Source organism: Dactylosporangium sp. CA-139114 (genome assembly GCF_050955725.1).
Taxonomy (GTDB): domain Bacteria; phylum Actinomycetota; class Actinomycetes; order Mycobacteriales; family Micromonosporaceae; genus Dactylosporangium.
This window is the reverse complement of sequence record NZ_CP192080.1, coordinates 8,047,626-8,064,070: the sequence shown is the minus strand read 5'-3', so window position 1 is coordinate 8,064,070 and position 16,445 is coordinate 8,047,626. Positions and strand designations below refer to the sequence as shown.

At 71.4% G+C, this 16,445-nt stretch carries 15 protein-coding genes and 1 pseudogene; 11 read left to right on the top strand and 5 right to left on the bottom strand.

Going from position 1 to position 16,445, the window contains the following annotated elements; translation table 11 throughout:
• Positions 1-8 precede the first annotated feature (8 nt).
• From ACQP2P_RS35960 to ACQP2P_RS35940, 5 genes are all read left to right on the top strand, one after another.
• Positions 9-1,178, top strand: coding sequence for a glycosyltransferase family 4 protein (locus ACQP2P_RS35960; protein WP_433608592.1), 1,170 nt, complete (start codon positions 9-11; stop codon positions 1,176-1,178).
• A 10-nt stretch (positions 1,179-1,188) separates the two neighbouring features.
• Positions 1,189-1,653, top strand: coding sequence for a hypothetical protein (locus ACQP2P_RS35955; RefSeq protein WP_350612666.1), 465 nt, complete (start codon positions 1,189-1,191; stop codon positions 1,651-1,653).
• A gap of 149 nt (positions 1,654-1,802) precedes the next feature.
• Positions 1,803-2,651: a pyridoxal 5'-phosphate synthase lyase subunit PdxS gene (gene pdxS / locus ACQP2P_RS35950; RefSeq protein ID WP_433090263.1), complete on the top strand. Its 849-nt coding sequence runs from the start codon at positions 1,803-1,805 to the stop codon at positions 2,649-2,651.
• Complete coding sequence (gene pdxT / locus ACQP2P_RS35945) at positions 2,648-3,271, top strand: pyridoxal 5'-phosphate synthase glutaminase subunit PdxT (RefSeq protein ID WP_433608590.1); 624 nt, start codon at positions 2,648-2,650, stop codon at positions 3,269-3,271. Before pdxS ends, pdxT begins: the two co-directional genes overlap by 4 nt.
• 2 nt (positions 3,272-3,273) lie before the next feature.
• The gene (locus ACQP2P_RS35940; RefSeq protein WP_350612661.1) at positions 3,274-4,029 is read left to right on the top strand and encodes a YebC/PmpR family DNA-binding transcriptional regulator; all 756 of its coding nucleotides are present in this window, start codon (positions 3,274-3,276) and stop codon (positions 4,027-4,029) included.
• A 73-nt stretch (positions 4,030-4,102) separates the two neighbouring features.
• Here ACQP2P_RS35940 and ACQP2P_RS35935 read toward each other — a convergent pair whose 3' ends face one another.
• The 5 genes from ACQP2P_RS35935 to ACQP2P_RS35915 form a co-directional block, all read right to left on the bottom strand.
• Positions 4,103-4,321 (bottom strand): DivIVA domain-containing protein, encoded by a 219-nt coding sequence (locus tag ACQP2P_RS35935; RefSeq protein WP_433608587.1) that lies wholly within the window; start codon positions 4,319-4,321, stop codon positions 4,103-4,105.
• A gap of 1,241 nt (positions 4,322-5,562) precedes the next feature.
• The gene (locus tag ACQP2P_RS35930) at positions 5,563-6,777 is read right to left on the bottom strand and encodes a cytochrome P450 (protein ID WP_433608585.1); all 1,215 of its coding nucleotides are present in this window, start codon (positions 6,775-6,777) and stop codon (positions 5,563-5,565) included.
• A 28-nt stretch (positions 6,778-6,805) separates the two neighbouring features.
• Positions 6,806-8,359: an FAD-dependent oxidoreductase gene (locus ACQP2P_RS35925; RefSeq protein ID WP_433608583.1), complete on the bottom strand. Its 1,554-nt coding sequence runs from the start codon at positions 8,357-8,359 to the stop codon at positions 6,806-6,808.
• Positions 8,360-8,393: 34 nt separating this feature from the next.
• The gene (locus ACQP2P_RS35920) at positions 8,394-9,218 is read right to left on the bottom strand and encodes a sensor histidine kinase (protein WP_433608581.1); all 825 of its coding nucleotides are present in this window, start codon (positions 9,216-9,218) and stop codon (positions 8,394-8,396) included.
• Positions 9,215-9,862 carry a response regulator gene (locus ACQP2P_RS35915; protein WP_433608579.1) on the bottom strand — a complete coding sequence of 216 codons (648 nt, stop codon included), beginning with the start codon at positions 9,860-9,862 and terminating at the stop codon, positions 9,215-9,217. Before ACQP2P_RS35915 ends, ACQP2P_RS35920 begins: the two co-directional genes overlap by 4 nt.
• 125 nt (positions 9,863-9,987) lie before the next feature.
• On the opposite strand from ACQP2P_RS35915, the pseudogene ACQP2P_RS35910 reads away from it, so the two are divergent.
• From ACQP2P_RS35910 to ACQP2P_RS35885, 6 genes and pseudogenes are all read left to right on the top strand, one after another.
• Positions 9,988-10,296 (top strand): annotated as a pseudogene (locus ACQP2P_RS35910) (GtrA family protein); the annotation flags it as partial.
• An 85-nt stretch (positions 10,297-10,381) separates the two neighbouring features.
• Positions 10,382-11,659, top strand: a complete 1,278-nt coding sequence (locus ACQP2P_RS35905) for a glycosyltransferase (protein WP_433608577.1) — start codon at positions 10,382-10,384, stop codon at positions 11,657-11,659.
• Positions 11,649-13,256, top strand: coding sequence for an ArnT family glycosyltransferase (locus ACQP2P_RS35900; RefSeq protein ID WP_433608575.1), 1,608 nt, complete (start codon positions 11,649-11,651; stop codon positions 13,254-13,256). The genes ACQP2P_RS35905 and ACQP2P_RS35900 overlap by 11 nt, the downstream gene beginning before the upstream one ends.
• A gap of 13 nt (positions 13,257-13,269) precedes the next feature.
• Entirely contained in the window at positions 13,270-14,727 is a 1,458-nt protein-coding gene (locus ACQP2P_RS35895; RefSeq protein ID WP_433608573.1) for a hypothetical protein, read from the top strand.
• A 5-nt stretch (positions 14,728-14,732) separates the two neighbouring features.
• Complete coding sequence (locus ACQP2P_RS35890; protein ID WP_433608571.1) at positions 14,733-15,752, top strand: ATP-binding protein; 1,020 nt, start codon at positions 14,733-14,735, stop codon at positions 15,750-15,752.
• Complete coding sequence (locus tag ACQP2P_RS35885; RefSeq protein ID WP_433078274.1) at positions 15,749-16,420, top strand: response regulator; 672 nt, start codon at positions 15,749-15,751, stop codon at positions 16,418-16,420. Before ACQP2P_RS35890 ends, ACQP2P_RS35885 begins: the two co-directional genes overlap by 4 nt.
• The last annotated feature ends 25 nt before the right edge of the window (positions 16,421-16,445 follow it).

The window sequence follows — 16,445 nt, the reverse complement described above, 5'->3', positions numbered from 1 at the left end:
GAGGGGCGTTGCGCATCGGGATCGTCTGCCCGTACTCGTTCGACGTGCCCGGCGGGGTCCAGAACCACGTCCGCGACCTCGCCGAGACGCTCATCGCGCTCGGTCATCACGTCAGCGTCCTGGCCCCCGGCGACGAGGAGAGCATGACCCTGCCCTACGTCGTGCCGGCCGGGCGGACCGTGCCGGTGCCGTACAACGGCTCGGTCGCCCGCGTCTCGTTCGGCCTGATCTCCGCGACCCGGGTCCGCCGCTGGCTCGCCGCGGGGCGCTTCGACGTGCTGCACGTGCACGAACCGCTGATCCCGAGCCTGTCGATGCTCGCGGTGCTCTCCGCGCGCGGCCCGGTCGTGGCGACCTTCCACACCGCGATGACCCGCTCGCGGGCCCTCGCCGCCGCGCAGGGCGTGCTCCAGCTCGTGCTCGAGAAGATCACCGGGCGGATCGCGGTCTCCGAACTGGCCCGCAAGGTGCAGGTCGAGCACCTGGGCGGGTCGGCCTGGGAGATCCCGAACGGGGTGCAGGCGTCGAAGTACCGTGACGCGATCCCGCTGGACGGCTGGCCGGGCGACGGCGGCGCGCTCGGGTTCATCGGCCGGTTCACCGAGCCGCGGAAGGGGTTCCGGTATCTGCTGGACGGTTTCGCCGCCCTGGCCGACGATCGCCCCGGGCTCCGGCTGCTCGTCGCCGGGCCGGGCGACCCGCAGGACGTCATGGCCGACTTCCCCCACCGTGATCGCCTCGGAGACCGGGTCGTCTTCCTCGGCAAGGTGTCGGAGCCGGACAAGGCCCGGATGCTGCGCAGCGTCGACCTCTACGTCGCCCCCAACACCGGCGGCGAGTCCTTCGGCATGATCCTCACCGAGGCGATGGCGGCCGGCACCGCCGTGCTGGCCAGCGATCTCGACGCGTTCCGGCGCGTCCTGGACGGCGGCGCCGCCGGGGCGCTGTTCCCGGTCGGTGACGCCGCGGCCCTGGCCCGCACGGCCGCGGCCCTGCTCGACGACCCCGCCCGCCGGGCCGCGCTGGCCGCCCGGGGCGCCGAGGTGGTGGCCGCCTACGACTGGCCGGTCGTCGCCGAGCGAGTGCTCGAGGTGTACTCCACCGCCATCGAGGTGAGCGCAGCGGCGGCTGAGGGCGCGCCCGGTGGCGGAGCCACCGTGCAAGAGTCGGTCACGTAGGCTGCGCCGCATGTGGTGGGTGATCGCCGTGGTGGCCGTGGTGGTCGCGGTGGCCACCTACCTGACGTGGCTCGCGGCCCGCGTCGACCGGCTCCACGCGCGGGCGGCCGCCGCCTACGCGACCCTCGACGCGCACCTGGTGCGCCGGGCCGCCGCCGCGGTGGCCCTGGCCGAGGCGGCCCAGCTGCCCACGCTCATGTACGCGGCCAAGATCGCCCTCGACGCCCAGCCGGACGACCGCGAGGTCGCCGAGAACGACCTCACCCGCCACCTGCGCCTGGACTTCGGCGCCACCCCGGTCGACGACACGCTGGTGCAGGTCAGCCGGCGGGTGGCCCTGGCTCGTCAGGTGCACAACGACGTCGTGCGCGACGCCCTCGCCGTGCGCCGGCGCGGCCTGGTGCGGGTGTTCCGGCTGGCCCGGAAACACCCCGTTCCGGCCTACTTCGACGTCGACGACCCCTCCCTGTCGTGATTCGTGGGCCACAGGGTTGCCGTTGGCCGTCGGGGTGAGGGGTGACGGAAGCGTAAACTTGCGGGTGAATTCAGCTTCCCTGTTAGGAGTGCGTCGTCGTGTCCTCACCCACTTCGCCGGTCACCGGCACGGCCCGCGTCAAGCGCGGCATGGCCGAGATGCTCAAGGGCGGCGTCATCATGGACGTTGTCACGCCCGAGCAGGCCAAGATCGCGGAGGACGCCGGCGCCGTCGCGGTGATGGCGCTCGAGCGGGTCCCCGCCGACATTCGCGCCCAGGGCGGCGTGTCGCGCATGAGCGACCCCGACATGATCGACGGCATCATCAACGCCGTCTCCATCCCGGTCATGGCCAAGGCCCGCATCGGGCACTTCGTCGAGGCCCAGGTGCTGCAGGCGCTCGGCGTCGACTACGTCGACGAGTCCGAGGTCCTCACCCCCGCCGACTACGCCAACCACATCGACAAGTGGGCCTTCACGGTGCCGTTCGTCTGCGGCGCCACCAACCTCGGCGAGGCGCTGCGGCGCATCAACGAGGGCGCGGCCATGATCCGCTCCAAGGGCGAGGCCGGCACCGGCGACGTCTCCAACGCCACCACCCACATGCGCAGGATCCGCGGCGAGATCCGCCGGCTGACCTCGCTGCCCGAGGACGAGCTGTTCGTCGCGGCCAAGGAGCTCCAGGCGCCGTACGAGCTGGTCAAGGAGGTCGCCGAGAACGGCAAGCTGCCCGTCGTGCTGTTCACCGCCGGCGGCATCGCGACCCCGGCCGACGCCGCGATGATGATGCAGCTCGGCGCCGAGGGCGTCTTCGTCGGCTCCGGCATCTTCAAGTCCGGCAACCCGCAGCAGCGCGCCGCCGCGATCGTCAAGGCCACCACCTTCCACGACGACCCCGACGTGCTGGCCAAGGTCTCCCGCGGCCTGGGCGAGGCCATGGTCGGCATCAACGTGGACGAGATCCCGCAGCCGCACCGCCTCGCCGAGCGGGGCTGGTGACCGCCCCCGTGATCATCGGCGTGCTCGCCCTGCAGGGCGATACCCGTGAACACCTGCACGCGGTGGCCGATCTCGACGCGATCGGCCGCCCCGTGCGCCGGGCCGACGAGCTCGACTCCGTCGACGGCCTGATCATCCCCGGCGGCGAGTCGACCACGATGAGCAAGCTCGCCGCCGAGTTCGGCCTGCTCGAGCCGCTGCGCAAGCGGATCGCCGCCGGCCTGCCCGTCTACGGCTCCTGCGCCGGCATGATCATGCTGGCCTCGACGATCCTGGACGGCCGCGCCGACCAGGTGCCCTTCGGCGGCATCGACATGACCGTCCGCCGCAACGCGTTCGGCCGCCAGGTCGATTCGTTCGAAGGCACCGTGGACATTTCGGGCATCGACGGCGGCCCCTTCCATGCCGTGTTCATCCGCGCGCCCTGGGTCGAGAGTGTGGAAGACTCCGTCGAGGTGCTGGGCCGCGTGAAGGATGGCCCGGCCGCCGGTAGGATTGTCGCGGTTCGGCAGCGGCACCTGCTCGCGACGTCCTTCCACCCCGAGCTCACCGGCGACCTACGCGTCCATCGGTACTTCGTGGAGATGGTGCGCGAGGCGGGTAAGACGACGGAGGGTTAGGCATGTCGGGGCACTCTAAATGGGCGACCACCAAGCACAAGAAGGCGGTCATCGACGCCAAGCGTGGGAAGCTCTTCGCCCGCCTGATCAAGAACGTCGAGGTGGCTGCCCGCACGGGTGGCGGTGACCCGGCCGGCAACCCGACCCTCTTCGACGCCATCCAGAAGGCGAAGAAGAACTCGGTCCCCAACGACAACATCAACAACGCGGTCAAGCGCGGCTCGGGCCTCATCGGCGGCGGCGCGGACTGGCAGACGGCCATGTACGAGGGCTACGGCCCGAACGGCGTCGCCATCCTCATCGAGTGCCTGACGGACAACCGCAACCGCGCCTCGACGGAGGTGCGGGTCGCCCTCACGCGCAACGGCGGCTCGCTGGCCGACGCGGGCAGCGTGTCGTACATGTTCACCCGCAAGGGTGTCGTGATCGTCCCGAAGGCCGGCGAGCTGACCGAGGACGACCTGCTCATGGCCGTCCTCGACGCGGGCGCCGAGGAGGTCAACGACCTCGGCGAGGCCTTCGAGATCATCTCCGAGGCCTCGGACCTGGTCCCCGTGCGCACGGCCCTGCAGGACGCGGGGATCGACTACGAGAGCGCGGAGTCGTCCTTCGTCCCGAGCGTGACCGTCCCCCTGGACGAGGAGGGCGCGCGCAAGGTCTTCAAGGTGATCGACGCCCTGGAGGACTGCGACGACGTGCAGAACGTCTACGCGAACTTCGACGTGAGCGACGAGGTCATGGCCCTGGTCGAGGCCTGAGTCCCCGTTCTGGGTTTCTGTTGCGCAGACGGCGCCCCGGTGCATTCCGGCGGCGCCGTCTGCGTTGTGCCGCTCAACCGCCGAGCTCCCGCCTGACCTGGGCTAAGTATTGATCGACTTGAGCCCGGTCATACCCGCGCAGCACGACGCCGATCTTCGCTTCGCGGATCGCGGCGAGCGCCTGGGCTCGCTGCGCGGGATCACGACCGGCGAGCGCCGACTCGGCCCGCCCGACCAGCTCCTGAACCGCATTGACGTCGTACCCGCGCAGCGAAACCTCGAATTCCGGCATGCCCGCGATCATGTCGGACGCTCGCAACCTTGATATTGTCCTGAGTAATCGCGTCACCACTCTGGGCATTGGCAAGCATGATCAGTTAGGTCGCATGTGGTAGGGTTTTTCTTAAGCAGCGCCGGAACCCTCCTGGAGCCCTTGCGTCGCGGTGTGGGGGTCGCAGCGAGTCGCCGGTTGGCAGCGAGGTTGGTGTTTCGAACGTAGCGGTTGCGTCGGCCTGGATGCGAGCCAGGCGCACCGCGCGGGTGCGGACGCGCGAAGCCCGCACGCTCGCGGCGGCCGCGGCGACCGCGGTGGCTGCGTGGACCGCGGCGGCCGTGGGGCGTTCGGCCGGCTTGCGGAGCCCTTCGGGTGCGTGATCCGATCGCGCGGCGCTCGACCAGCTGCGTCCCGCCGTTCGTTGCGTCGACCGCAGTGCGGCAACCGCGATCCGGCCGGATCGCCTTTCCGACCGGATCGATCGCCGGTCCGCCGGGGCGCCGGGGCACCGGTCCGGGCTCCGGGAGGTCCGGCGCCGGCCTGGTTGTCGTTGCGGCAGGCCACCCATTTGTGCTGGACCGCGCTGCTCTTGCGGACCTGCGTCGACCTCTGCGGATTTCGCTGGCCCGGCGAGTGCTTCAACCGTCGCGCACAAGGAATTGGGGCTTCCCGGGCGAAATGGAACGAATTGCTCAAATGGCGCGCAATCGGCGCGAGGGTGAGTGGTTGCTTTCCCGGGGCGCCGTGAATGGGCCCAGCGCCGGCCGCCGTTCGGTGTCGCGCCGCAGCCGAGAAGTGTTCGGAGCGCGCTTCGGGTGAGTGGCGTGATCTTGCGGTGCTCGATCGGTTGTGGCGTACGGCGTGTCGACCGCAGCAGCACCCTCGGTGCAAGCGGCGCGGCAACCGCCGGCCCGGGGCCGCGTTGTTCTTGCGTCAGCAAGATTCCCCGGCGCCGTCGCAGGAGGCCCGCGCCGGCCTGCGCGGATCGCCGAGTCCTTCACTTTGCGCCCGACGCTCACCAACGCCGAGAATGCGCGCACGAGCTCACCCAGCCCGGGTGGGCGGTGCCGGCGGACGACACGCTGCCAGGCGTGACCGGTCTCCACGTCGGTGGGCGCGAGATAGGATTTTTCCGGCTATGCGCGGATAAGTCGGCGTAAATCGGGCTAAATCGGTGGACGGGTGAGTGTGCGCCAGGGGTGGTTTTCCGGAGCGCTGCGAACCAGACGTGGGCAGGGACAGCCGAGGGGTAGCAGCGATCAGTCGAGTGCCACGCGCAGGTGGCGAGGACCGCGCAGGACGGCGCTGAGCCGATACTCCGGCGGATCCTCCAGCAGCCGGGCCCGAGCCAGCACCGGAGCCAAAGCCGTCAGCGCGACCTGCGCCTCCAGCCGAGCCAGCGGCGCCCCGAAGCAGTAGTGGATGCCGTCGCCGAACCCGAGATGCGGAGCCTGCCGTCGATCCGGGTCGAAGCGGTCCGGGTCCGGGAACTGCTCCGGGTCCCGGTTGCCCGCGGCCAGCACCAGCGTGATCGACGCCCCCGCCGGGATCGTCGTGCCCGCGATCGGGATGTCGTCGAGCGCCGTACGCCACGGCAGCATCTGCACCGGCGGGTCGTAGCGCAGCACCTCCTCGACGAAGGGCACCACGATGTCCGGCTCGGCGAGCAGGCGCTCCAGCCACACCCGCTGGCGCAGCAGGACCAGAGCGCTGTTGGCGATCAGGTTCACCGTCGTCTCGTGGCCGGCGATGAGCAGCAGCATCGCGGTGCTGACGAGCTCGGAGCGGGACATGCGCCCGTCGGGGCCGTCGTCGGTGGCCAGGCCCGTGAGCAGGTCCCCGCCGCGGGCGGCCGCGCCGTCCGGGGTGGCCAGGTCGGCCAGGCGGCCGTCGACCAGCTCGCCCAGGTACTTCGCCAGGTCGCCCAGGGCGGCCCGGTTCGGCTCGACCGAGATCAGGGCGGCGTCGATCCAGGCGCGGAACCGCGGCTCGTCGGCCATGGGGACGCCGAGCAGGGAGCAGATGACCTGGACCGGCAGCGGGTACGCGAAGTGGTCGACCAGGTCCACCGTGGACGGTGGGAAGGCCGCCACCAGGGATCGCGCCAGGGAGCTCAGCGTCGGTTCCAGGTCGGCCACCCGGTGCGGGGTGTGCGGGGGGCCGAACGGGCGGGTGGCGAGGCGGCGCAGGCGGTCGTGGGCCGGCGGGTCCTGGCGCAGGAAGCTCGGCGGCAGTCCGACCAGGTCCGCCGTCGCGCCGGACGACGACTTCTCCGCCAGGTCGGGGATGTCGCCGGAGCTCACTCGGGGATCGTGCAGGAGCGCGGCGATCGCGTCGAAGGTGCTCACCACGTAGGTGCCGTCCTGCGTCACCGCGACCGGGGTCCGGCGCAGCGAGGCGAGCAGGGGGTAGGGGTCGTGGCGGTTCACGGGATCCAGGACCGCGCCGAATGCGGAGGCCATCGTTGTCGTCATCGAAGAGTCCGATCAAAGGCGAAAAGGGTCAGGAGATCCGGGCCAGGTCCGGGCGGTGGCCGGTGGCCATCACGGTGGCGTCCCGGGCCCGGGTGGCCGGGTCCGGGACGCCCGCCGGGACCGGCAGCGCGTCGTCCGGCCGGTCGGGCGAGTCGAACGACGGCGGAAAGGGCGCCGCCTGTTCGATCTGGCGCGCGTAGAACGGCAGCCACTTGGCGTGGTTGAAGGTCACCGCGGCGGTGACGCGGCCCCGGTAGCCGTAGGCCGCGGCGAACCGGCGTTGCGCCACCGAGCCCTGGACGATCATCACCTCGTCGGAGAAGGTCGGTACACCGACGGATTTGATGTTGATCCCGAACTGGACGGACCAGAACCGCGGCAGGTGCAGGTGCGGCCACCGGTCCGACTCGTCGCTCACCATGTTGTGCGCGGCCACCTCCGCCTGGGCCACGGCGTTGGCCCAGTGCTCCAGGGCCAGGAACTGGTAGCCGAACAGCGCGTTCGGTGCCCGCGCCACGTCGCCGGCCACGAAGACGTCGTCCGTCACCACGCCGTTGACGTCGAAGGCGCGGCAGCCCGCGTCGCAGGCCACGCCCCACGGGCCGGCGGCGAGCCCGGAGTGCGCGAGCCATTCGACGTTGCGCACGCCGCCCAGCGCGGCCACGACCACGTCGACGTCGAGCACGTCGCCGTCCGACAGCACCGCCCGCCGCACCCGCTCGTCGCCCTCGAGGCGGGTCACGGTCACGCCGCAGCGCAGGTCGACGCCGTGCGCGCGGTGCAGGTCGGCGGCGAGCGCGCCGATGGTGGAGCCGAGCGCGCCCTCCAGCGGCGTGCTCGCGGCCTCGGCCACGGTCACGTCCAGGCCCAGCGAGCGGCACGTCGAGGCCACCTCCGAGCCGGTGAACCCGGCGCCGACGACGAGCACGCGGCCGGGGCGGGAGCCGTCGGCGGGCAGCAGGCGGTGCTGCAGCGCGATCGCGTCGTCGCGGGTGCGCAGGACGAACACGCCGTCGAAGGCCGGGCCGGGCCACGGGCGGGCGCGCACGCCGGTGGCGATCAGCAGGCGGTCGAACGGGACCGAGGAGCCGTCGCTGAGCTGCACCCGGCGGCCGGGCAGGTCCAGGGCGAGCGCGCGGACGCCGAGGCGCCAGCGGGCGTCCAGGTCCGGCCGGCGCGGCAGGGCGGTCGCGTCGGGGGGGATGCGGCCGCCGAGGGCCTGTTTGGACAGGGGCGGGCGGTCGTACGGGCCGTAGGGCTCGTCGTCGATCAGCGTCAGCGAGCCCGAGAAGCCCTCCTCCCGCAGCGCCTCGGCCGCCCGCAGCCCGGCGAGGGAGGCGCCGACGATCACGATGCGCCCGACGGAGGGGCCCGACGTCGCCGGCATGTCGGCGGAGCTGACCCGGTCGAGCTGGATCGCCTGCACCGGGCACGCGGCCGCCGCCCGGCGCACGGCGATGCCGTCGGCCGGCGAGGGGTCGTAGAGCAGGGCCTCGTCACCCTGCATCTGAAAGGCCGAGGGAGCGAGGAAGGCGCACTGCGCGTACCCCTCGCATTTGGTGAGGTCGACCACCACACGCATGCGTCAAGCCTGGCAACACCCGCGGCGCGAGGACTCACCCCACGGGAAGGGCCGCCCGGATCACGGTCCCGGAGCCGGGCGCGCTGTGGATGTCGAGGGTGCCGCCCAGCAGCTGGGCCCGCTCGCGCATCGACTGCAGCCCGAGCCGCCCCGGGAACGACGCCGACGGCGTGAAGCCCACGCCGTCGTCGGACACTTCCAGCACCACACGGCTGTCGTCGCCGGCCAGCCGCACGGTGACCTGCGAGGCCTCGGCGTGCCGGGCGGCATTGCCGAGGGCTTCGAGCGCGATGCGGTACAACGCCTCCTCCACCTGCGGGCTGACCGGCGGGTCGGCGTCGAGCTGCAGCCCCCACCCGGTCCGCCCGGGCGTGGCGTGCAGGGTGTCGAAGACGCTGCGCAGGGCCGCGGCGAGCCCGGCGCCGCCGAGGGTCTCGGGCCGCAGCCGCAGGATGATGCCGCGCAGGTCGGTCAGGCCCGCCGTGGCCGTCTCCTTGATCCAGGCGAGCGAGGCCTCGGCGTGCGCCGGGTTGCCGTACAGCAGCTCCGCGGCCGTGCCCGCGCCGAGGCTGATGCCGTACAGGGTCTGCACCACCGAGTCGTGCAGATCCCGGGCCAGCCGGGCCGGCGCGGCCAGCAGCTGCTCGGCGAGGGGCACGAACGGTGCCAGGCTGGACGGGCGCGGGGCCCGGCGCCCGGCAACGGCCAGCACCCCGCCGGCCACCGGCAGGTAGGTGGCGCGCCGGGTGCGGATCGGCCGCCGGGCCGACAGGGCATCGGTGACGACGGACGTGTCGAAGCCGGTCGCCGACCCGGACACGACGACCCCGCGCGCGTCGAAGACGACGACCGACGTCACGAGGGGGCCGCCGCGTGCACCGGGACGAGCCCGACCCGCATCGCGTAGAGCGCGGCCTGCGTGCGGCTCGACATGCCGAGCTTCTGCAGGATGTTGCTGACGTGCGTCTTGACCGTCTGCGGCGCGATGTGCAGCTCCCGGGCGATCTGCCCGTTGGCGCGCCCGCGGGCCAGCAGCGTCAGGACCTCCTCCTCCCGGCGGGTCAGCTGCACCGGGTTGGCCGGCACGTGCACGTCGCGCACCAGCCGGGCCGCGACGGCGGGGGAGAGCTGCACCTGGCCGGCGGCCGCGGCGCGCACGGCCCGGTGCAGCTCCTCGGCGTCGGTGTCCTTCAGCAGGTACCCCACCGCGCCCGCGTGCAGCGCGTCGGCGATGAGCTGCGGCTCGAGGTACCCGCTGAGCGCCACCACCTCCACGTCCGGCAGCTCCCGGCGGATCACACCGATCGCGCTGATCCCGTCGAGGACCGGCATCAGCAGGTCCATCAGCACGAGGTCGGGCCGCAGCTCGTGGGCCATCGAGACGGCCTGCTGCCCGTCGGCCGCGGCGCCGACCGGCTCCAGGTCGCCGCTGAGCGACAGGAAGCGATACAGCCCCTCGCGCACCATGGCGTGGTCGTCGGCGATCAAGATCCTGGTACTCATCACCGTGCGGACTACCCACAAAACGTCCAAGCGGTCTACGCCAAATGGGGGAGGCCGAAGGTGTGGGGCCCGGCAGCACCCCGGCGTGATGCCCCCAAGGGCCGTGCGTCGGCACGGTTGGGAGCGTGACGCACTCCTTGCACCGGCTGAGCCGGTTCTCCCTGGTGGGAGTCAGCGGTGTCGTCGTCAACAACGTCGCCCTGCTCACGCTGCACGGGCTGCTCGGGCTCGCGCTGCTGCCCGCGACCGTGGCCGCGGTCGAGCTCGCCCTCGTGTCCAACTACGTGCTGCACGAAATCTGGACCTTCCGACGCAGGCGGCTGTCGCTGACGCGTTTTGCCTACTTCAGTCTCGCCGGGCTGGCTGCCCTGCCCGTCAACGTGATCGTCGTCCAGCTGCTGGTCGCACTCGGCCTGCACTACCTCCCCGCCAACCTGGTCGGTATCGCGGCCGGCTTCGGGGTCAACTTCGCCGTCAGCTCGAAGTGGATTTGGAGTGAACGCACCGATGGAGCAGCTGGTGTTGGCCGTCCTCACGCTGATCTCGCTGGTGCTGACGGTGCAGGCGGCGCACGCCCTGTATCTCATGATCTACACGTGGGACCAGCCCGAGGCGGACGCCAAGGCCAGGGTGCCCGATCAACGTGCTACGCCGGAACTCTCCTTCACCGCCATCCTCCCGGCGCGTCACGAGGAGGAGGTCATCCAAGCCACCATCGCCCGCGCCGCGTCCGCTGACTACCCGCCGCACCTGGTGCAGATCCTCGTCGTGTGCTCGGCGGACGACGTGGGCACCATCGAGCAGGCCCGGGCTCAGGTGAGCGCCCTGCGGGCGGTCGGGCGCAGCAACGTCGACGTGGTCGTGTTCGACGACGGGCCGATCAACAAGCCGCACGGGCTCAACACCGCGCTGCGCCACGCCACCAGCGACGTGGTGTCCATCTTCGACGCCGAGGACGAGGTCCAGCCGGAGCTGTTCGACATCGTCAACACCATCATGCTGTCCGACGACGTCAGCGTCGTGCAGGCCGGGGTGCAGCTGATGAACTTCGACTCCAACTGGTACTCGACGTTCAACGTCCTGGAGTACTTCTTCTGGTTCCGCAGCCGCCTGCACTACCACGCCAAGAACGGCGCGATCACGCTCGGCGGCAACACGGTCTTCTTCAAGAAGGACCTCATCGAGCGCCTCGGCGGCTGGGACGAGACGAACCTGACCGAGGACGCGGACATCGGCCTGCGCGTCTCCAGCATGGGGGAGAAGGTCCGGGTGGTCTATGACGACCGGTACGTCACCAAGGAGGAGACCCCGCCGACCCTGCAGAGCTTCATCAAGCAGCGCACCCGCTGGTGCCAGGGGTTCATGCAGACGCTCGGCAAAGGCACCTGGAAGCTGATGCCCAACCGGCGGCAGCGGTTCCTGGCCTGGTACACCCTGGCCTTCCCGCACGTGCAGGCGATGCTCGGCTTCTACCTGCCGGTCGCGATGCTGTCCGCGTTCGTGCTCAGCGTGCCGGTGCCGGTCGCGATGCTGTCGTGGCTGCCGGTCCTGCTGCTCGGCGCGCACTTCGTGATGTCCGTCGTCGGGCTGTACGAGTTCACCGGCGCACACGGGCTCAAGGCCGGCCCCGGCACCGTGCTGAAGATGGCGCTGACCTGGTTCCCGTACCAGATGGTGCTGTCCTACGCGGCCGGCCGGGCGCTCTACCGCCAGCTCAAGGGCACGACGAACTGGGAGAAGACGGCCCACGTCGGCGCCCACCGTACCGAGGCACCGGAGCTGACCAATGTCGGCTGACGTTCTCACCAGACCGGGCAAGAAGCCGTCGTCCCGCAGCGTCAAGGTCTCCCCGAAGGCCCCGAAGCTGCTCATCGCCGTGTCGCTGCTGATCGGGCTCGTGAGCCACGGCTGGAACATGTTCCGCTACCCGCTGTACCTCACCGACGAGGGCATCTACATGGAGCAGGCCTGGTCGGTGCTGAAGGAGGCCAAGCTCTCGCCGTACACCTACTTCTACGACCACGCCCCGATGGGCTGGCTGGCCCTGGCCGGCTGGGTCGGCGTCCTGCCGGGTGGCTTCCAGGCCTTCGGCAACGCCATCAACACCGGCCGGGCGCTCATGCTCATCGTGCACCTGGCGTCGGTGTTCCTGATGTTCGAGACGGTGCGCCGGTTCACCGCCTCCCCGCCCGCGGCGTTCCTGGCCGTGTTCGTGTTCAACCTCTCCCCGCTCGGGGTGTACTACCAGCGCCAGGTCCTGCTCGACAACATCATGATGTTCTGGATCCTGCTCGGGCTCTACCTGCTCGCCCGCCGCGACGGGCGGATCGTCACCGCGATGGGCGCCGGCGCCTGCTTCGGCCTGGCGCTGGTGACGAAGGAGAACGCGCTGTTCCTGCTGCCCGGCTGCGCGTATCTGCTGCACAAGACCGTCCGGGAGCAGTCCAACCGGCGCTTCGGGCTCAGCTTCTGGTGGTTCGCCGTGCTGGCGCCGGTCACCGCGTATCTGCTGTTCGCCCAGATCAAGAACGAGCTGTTCCCCGAGGGCCTGCAGTTCAGCCCGGACAACAACCAGCTCAAGGGCCACGTGTCGCTGCTCAACACCATCTGGTGGCAGCTGCACCGCAACTCCAACAGCTCCAACGGCCTGTCGTTCACCTACCTGCTGCAGCAGAGCTGGCTGTTCAAGGACCGGTACATCCTCATCGGCGGCGCCATCGCCACGGTGCTCACGCTCATCTCGGGCCGGCGCAACCGGCGGCTGCGCACGCCGATGCTCGGCTGCGCCCTGATGGCGCTCGGATACGTGTTCTACCTGAGCCGCAGCGCCCTGCTCGACTTCTACATCGCGCCGATGGTGCCGCTGTTCGCGCTGAACCTGGGCATGTTCTTCGGCTGGCTGACCCGGCGCACCAACCAGGGCGGGGCGGCCGTGCTCGTCGCCTGCCTGCTGGTGCCGGTGCTGGTGATGCCGGGCGGGTTCCTGGTGAAGTACAACGCCCGGGGCCAGCTGGAGTTCAGCGACGCCTACCGGCTGCCGCTGACCCAGCTGCAGGAGCAGCAGGTCGCCTGGATCAAGGCGAACATCCCGACCAATGCGCGGCTCATCATCGACGACGACGTGTGGGTGGCGCTGCACGACAGCCACCCGCCGTACAAGAACGCGCACCCGCACTACAAGGCCACGTCCGACCCGGACGTGCGGGACAAGGTCTTCCACTCCAGCTGGGAGAACGTCGACTACGTCGTGATGTCGAACAAGATGCGCGACGCACTCCAGCGCGGCGGCGAGACCTGGATCATCGAGGCGATCGACCAGCACGGGCAGACCGTCTGGCAGGCCACCCGGGGCGACGTCTCCCTGTCAATCGTCAAGATCGGCAACACGTCCTAGCTGGAGTGGAACCATGCAGACGCTCAAGCCCCGGCCGGCGGCCGGGCGGAACCGGAAGCGGAAACGACCGAAGATCTCACGCAAGCGGCTGCTGCTGGCGGGCGTGGCGGTGGTGCTGCTCGTGACCGCGGGGCGCTCGCTGCTGCCCGCCATGGGCATCTCGGCCCCCGGCCTCGGCGGCTCGTCCGAGCAGACCCCGAGCACGGTGGTGACCAAGGCCCCGCCGGCGCCGACGATCGACCTGAACGGGGTCATGGTGCAGGGCGGCGGCTCGCCGATGATCACCCTGAACCCGGGCCTGGTGCGGCTCGGCGGCGGCGTGACCGTCCAGGGGTCGGGCTTCGACCAGGGCTCGATGGTCGACGTGTACCTCGGGCCGTCCTCGGCGCCGGGGCAGAAGGCCCCGCCGAGCGGCGCACCCGGCTCCAAGCCGCACCTGGTGGCCACCGCGAAGGCCGGCAAGTGGGGCGTGTTCACGGCCAACTTCACGATGCCCAACAAGATGACGGTGCCCGTGCAGGAGGTCACCGCGCAGGCGCGCGGCAGCGACAAGGTGGCGAAGGCCGACGCGTCGGTGGCCCAGGGCGCCGGCCAGGCGACGCTCTCGGCGATCGTCGGCAAGCCCGGTGACACGATCAACCTGACGGTCAAGGGGTTCTCCCCGGGCGAGCAGCTCAACGTCTACTGGGGCCGGATCAACGGCGACCCGAACCTCACCCTCAAGGCCGACGAGGGTGGCGCGGTGGGTAAGACGCCCATCAGAGTTGGCGTCACGGCGGTCGGCACGACAAGTCTGGTGGTCGTGGGCAAGACCAGTGGGGCGGCGGCGAGCGCACCGTTCCAGGTGCTGCGGCTGTACCCGTCCATCAAGCTGGCGCCGTACGCCGTCAAGGCCACCCAGAAGATCACCTTCTCCGGCTCCGGCTTCGCCCCGGGGGAGCGGGTGCTGGTGCGCCTCAACGCGGCCGGGGGCCGGCCGGTCATGGCGATCCCGACCGACGACGCCGGCGTGTTCAAGGGCGCCGGGCTGGTGATGCCGTTCCAGCTCAAGGGCGCCCAGTCGCTGGTCTTCACCGGCGAGCAGAGCCGGGCGGCGGTCTCCACCGGCTTCACCATCCTGCCGTTCACCCCGCAGGCGCGCACGAACGCCTACGGCGGCCTGCCCGGCACCGTGGTGAACTTCTACGCCACCCAGTTCGCGCCGAACGAGGCCGTGCACGTGACCGTGCGGACCGCCAAGGGTGCCACGCCGCAGCTGGTGGCCGCGTTCCGGGTCGACGCGAAGGGCACGGCGCGGGCGGTCGGGCAGTACACGATCCCGGGCAACACCGAGGACACCGTGGTCTTCCAGCTGCACGGCCAGCGCAGCGACGCGACCGCGACGGTGAACTTCAAGGTCGACAAGTCCGGCGGCCCGGTCGACATCCCGTCCGCGAAGCCCTACGTGGTGCCCAAGGATCTGGAGAACTGATTCCGGTGTACTGGCAGGCGTTCCGCGCCGCCCCGGAGGCGTTGGTCGTGCTCGACGCCGCCGGGGTGGTGCGCCTGGCCAGCACCGCCGCGGAGACCCTGTTCCGCCGCGACGCCGCCGACCTGATCGGGCGCGGGACGGGCGAGCTGTTCGTCGGCTCGCCCGAGTTCACGGCCGAGACGCCGACCGCGGCCGTGGTCCGGCTGCCCGACGGCGGCGAGCTGGACGTCGAGGTGCGGGTGCGCACGCTGCGGGGCGACCCGAGCGGGATGCTCTCCCTGCAGGTGGAGGAGCGCGCGGCGGACGTGCGCCGCCGGACGGCCCTGGAGCAGCGCATCGCCCGGCTCACGCTCACCGGCCAGGAGCAGGGCGAGCTGCTCGGCGACGTGATCGTCACCCAGGAGCGGGAGCGGGCCCGCATCGCCGCCGGGGTGCACGACGACAGCCTCCAGGTGATCACGGCGGCCACCCTGCGCCTGCAGCAGCTGCGCCACCGGCTGTCGGACCCGCAGGACCTGGCGATCCTCGACCGGCTCGAGGCGTCGCTGGTGCAGGCGGCGGAGCGGCTGCGGCGGCTCATCTTCGACTTCCGCCCGCCGCGGCTGGCCGACGACGGGCTCGCCGCGGCCGTCGAGGACCTGCTCGACGACCTCGCGGAGCAGCACGGCATCGGCGTGCGGGTCGACTCGCTGCTCGCCGCCGAGCCCGCGCTGCCGACCCGGGTGCTGCTGTTCCGGATGCTGCAGGAGGCGGTCGCCAACGTCGGCAAGCACGCCGGGGCGGACCGGTGCACGGTCATCCTCGGCGAGGAGGACGGCGGGTATCTGGTCCGGGTCGTCGACGACGGCGTCGGCGCCGAGAACCTGCACACCGACCCGGGCCACCTCGGGCTGCTGCTCATGCGGGAGCGGGCGGCGCTGGCCGGCGGGTGGTTCCGGATCAGCAGCCTGCCGGGGCGCGGAACCACCGTCACGTTCTGGGTGCCGCGCGGCGCCGACCTCGAATCCAAGGGAGCCGTACCGTGACTCGTCCGCCCTACCGGGTGCTCATCGTCGAGGACCACCAGGTGGTCGCCGAGGGGCTCGCGGCGCTGCTCAACGAGCACCCGGAGCTGCGTGTGGTGGCCCTGGCCGGCCGGGTCGGCGAGGTCGAGCACCTGGCCGACGTGGAGCGGGTCGACGTCGTGCTGTGCGACTTCTGGCTGCCCGACGGCACCGGCGCCGAGGCCGTCGCGGCGCTGCGGGCCCACCAGCCCGACGTCGCCGTGGTGTTCCTCAGCGCCGATCAGAGCGACCGGGTCATCCTCACCGCGCTGGAGGCGGGGGCGGCCGGCTACCTGGTCAAGAGCGCCGGCGGGGCCGACGTGGCCGAGGCCGTGCGCCGGGCCGTCGACGGGGAGATCCTCGTTCCGGCCCGCCAGCTGGCCAAGCTCCTGGCCCGCCGCCGCGAGCAGGCCCAGCGCTCCGAGGAGCACGCCCGGCGGCTGGACAGCCTCACGCCCCGGGAGCGGGAGATTCTCGCGCTCATGACCGAGGGCATGGACAACCGGGACATCGCGCGGGAGCTCAGCATCAGCTACACCACCGTGCGCAGCCACGTGCGGCATCTGCTGAGCAAGATGGGGGCCCGCTCGAAGCTCGAGGCGGTCGTGCGGGCCGCGGAGTGGGACCCCTCACCGTCGGTGGGCACCTGACCGTCGCACGACCACACTGAAGGGC

Coding starts and splice junctions, on each gene's coding strand:
- ACQP2P_RS35955 (WP_350612666.1), top strand. CDS start 1,189: ATGTGGTGGGTGATCGCCGTGGTGGCCGTGGTGGTCGCGGTGGCCACC.
- pdxS (WP_433090263.1), top strand. CDS start 1,803: ATGGCCGAGATGCTCAAGGGCGGCGTCATCATGGACGTTGTCACGCCC.
- ACQP2P_RS35940 (WP_350612661.1), top strand. CDS start 3,274: ATGTCGGGGCACTCTAAATGGGCGACCACCAAGCACAAGAAGGCGGTC.
- ACQP2P_RS35935 (WP_433608587.1), bottom strand. CDS start 4,321: ATGCCGGAATTCGAGGTTTCGCTGCGCGGGTACGACGTCAATGCGGTT.
- ACQP2P_RS35930 (WP_433608585.1), bottom strand. CDS start 6,777: ATGACGACAACGATGGCCTCCGCATTCGGCGCGGTCCTGGATCCCGTG.
- ACQP2P_RS35925 (WP_433608583.1), bottom strand. CDS start 8,359: ATGCGTGTGGTGGTCGACCTCACCAAATGCGAGGGGTACGCGCAGTGC.
- ACQP2P_RS35915 (WP_433608579.1), bottom strand. CDS start 9,862: ATGAGTACCAGGATCTTGATCGCCGACGACCACGCCATGGTGCGCGAG.
- ACQP2P_RS35900 (WP_433608575.1), top strand. CDS start 11,649: ATGTCGGCTGACGTTCTCACCAGACCGGGCAAGAAGCCGTCGTCCCGC.
- ACQP2P_RS35895 (WP_433608573.1), top strand. CDS start 13,270: ATGCAGACGCTCAAGCCCCGGCCGGCGGCCGGGCGGAACCGGAAGCGG.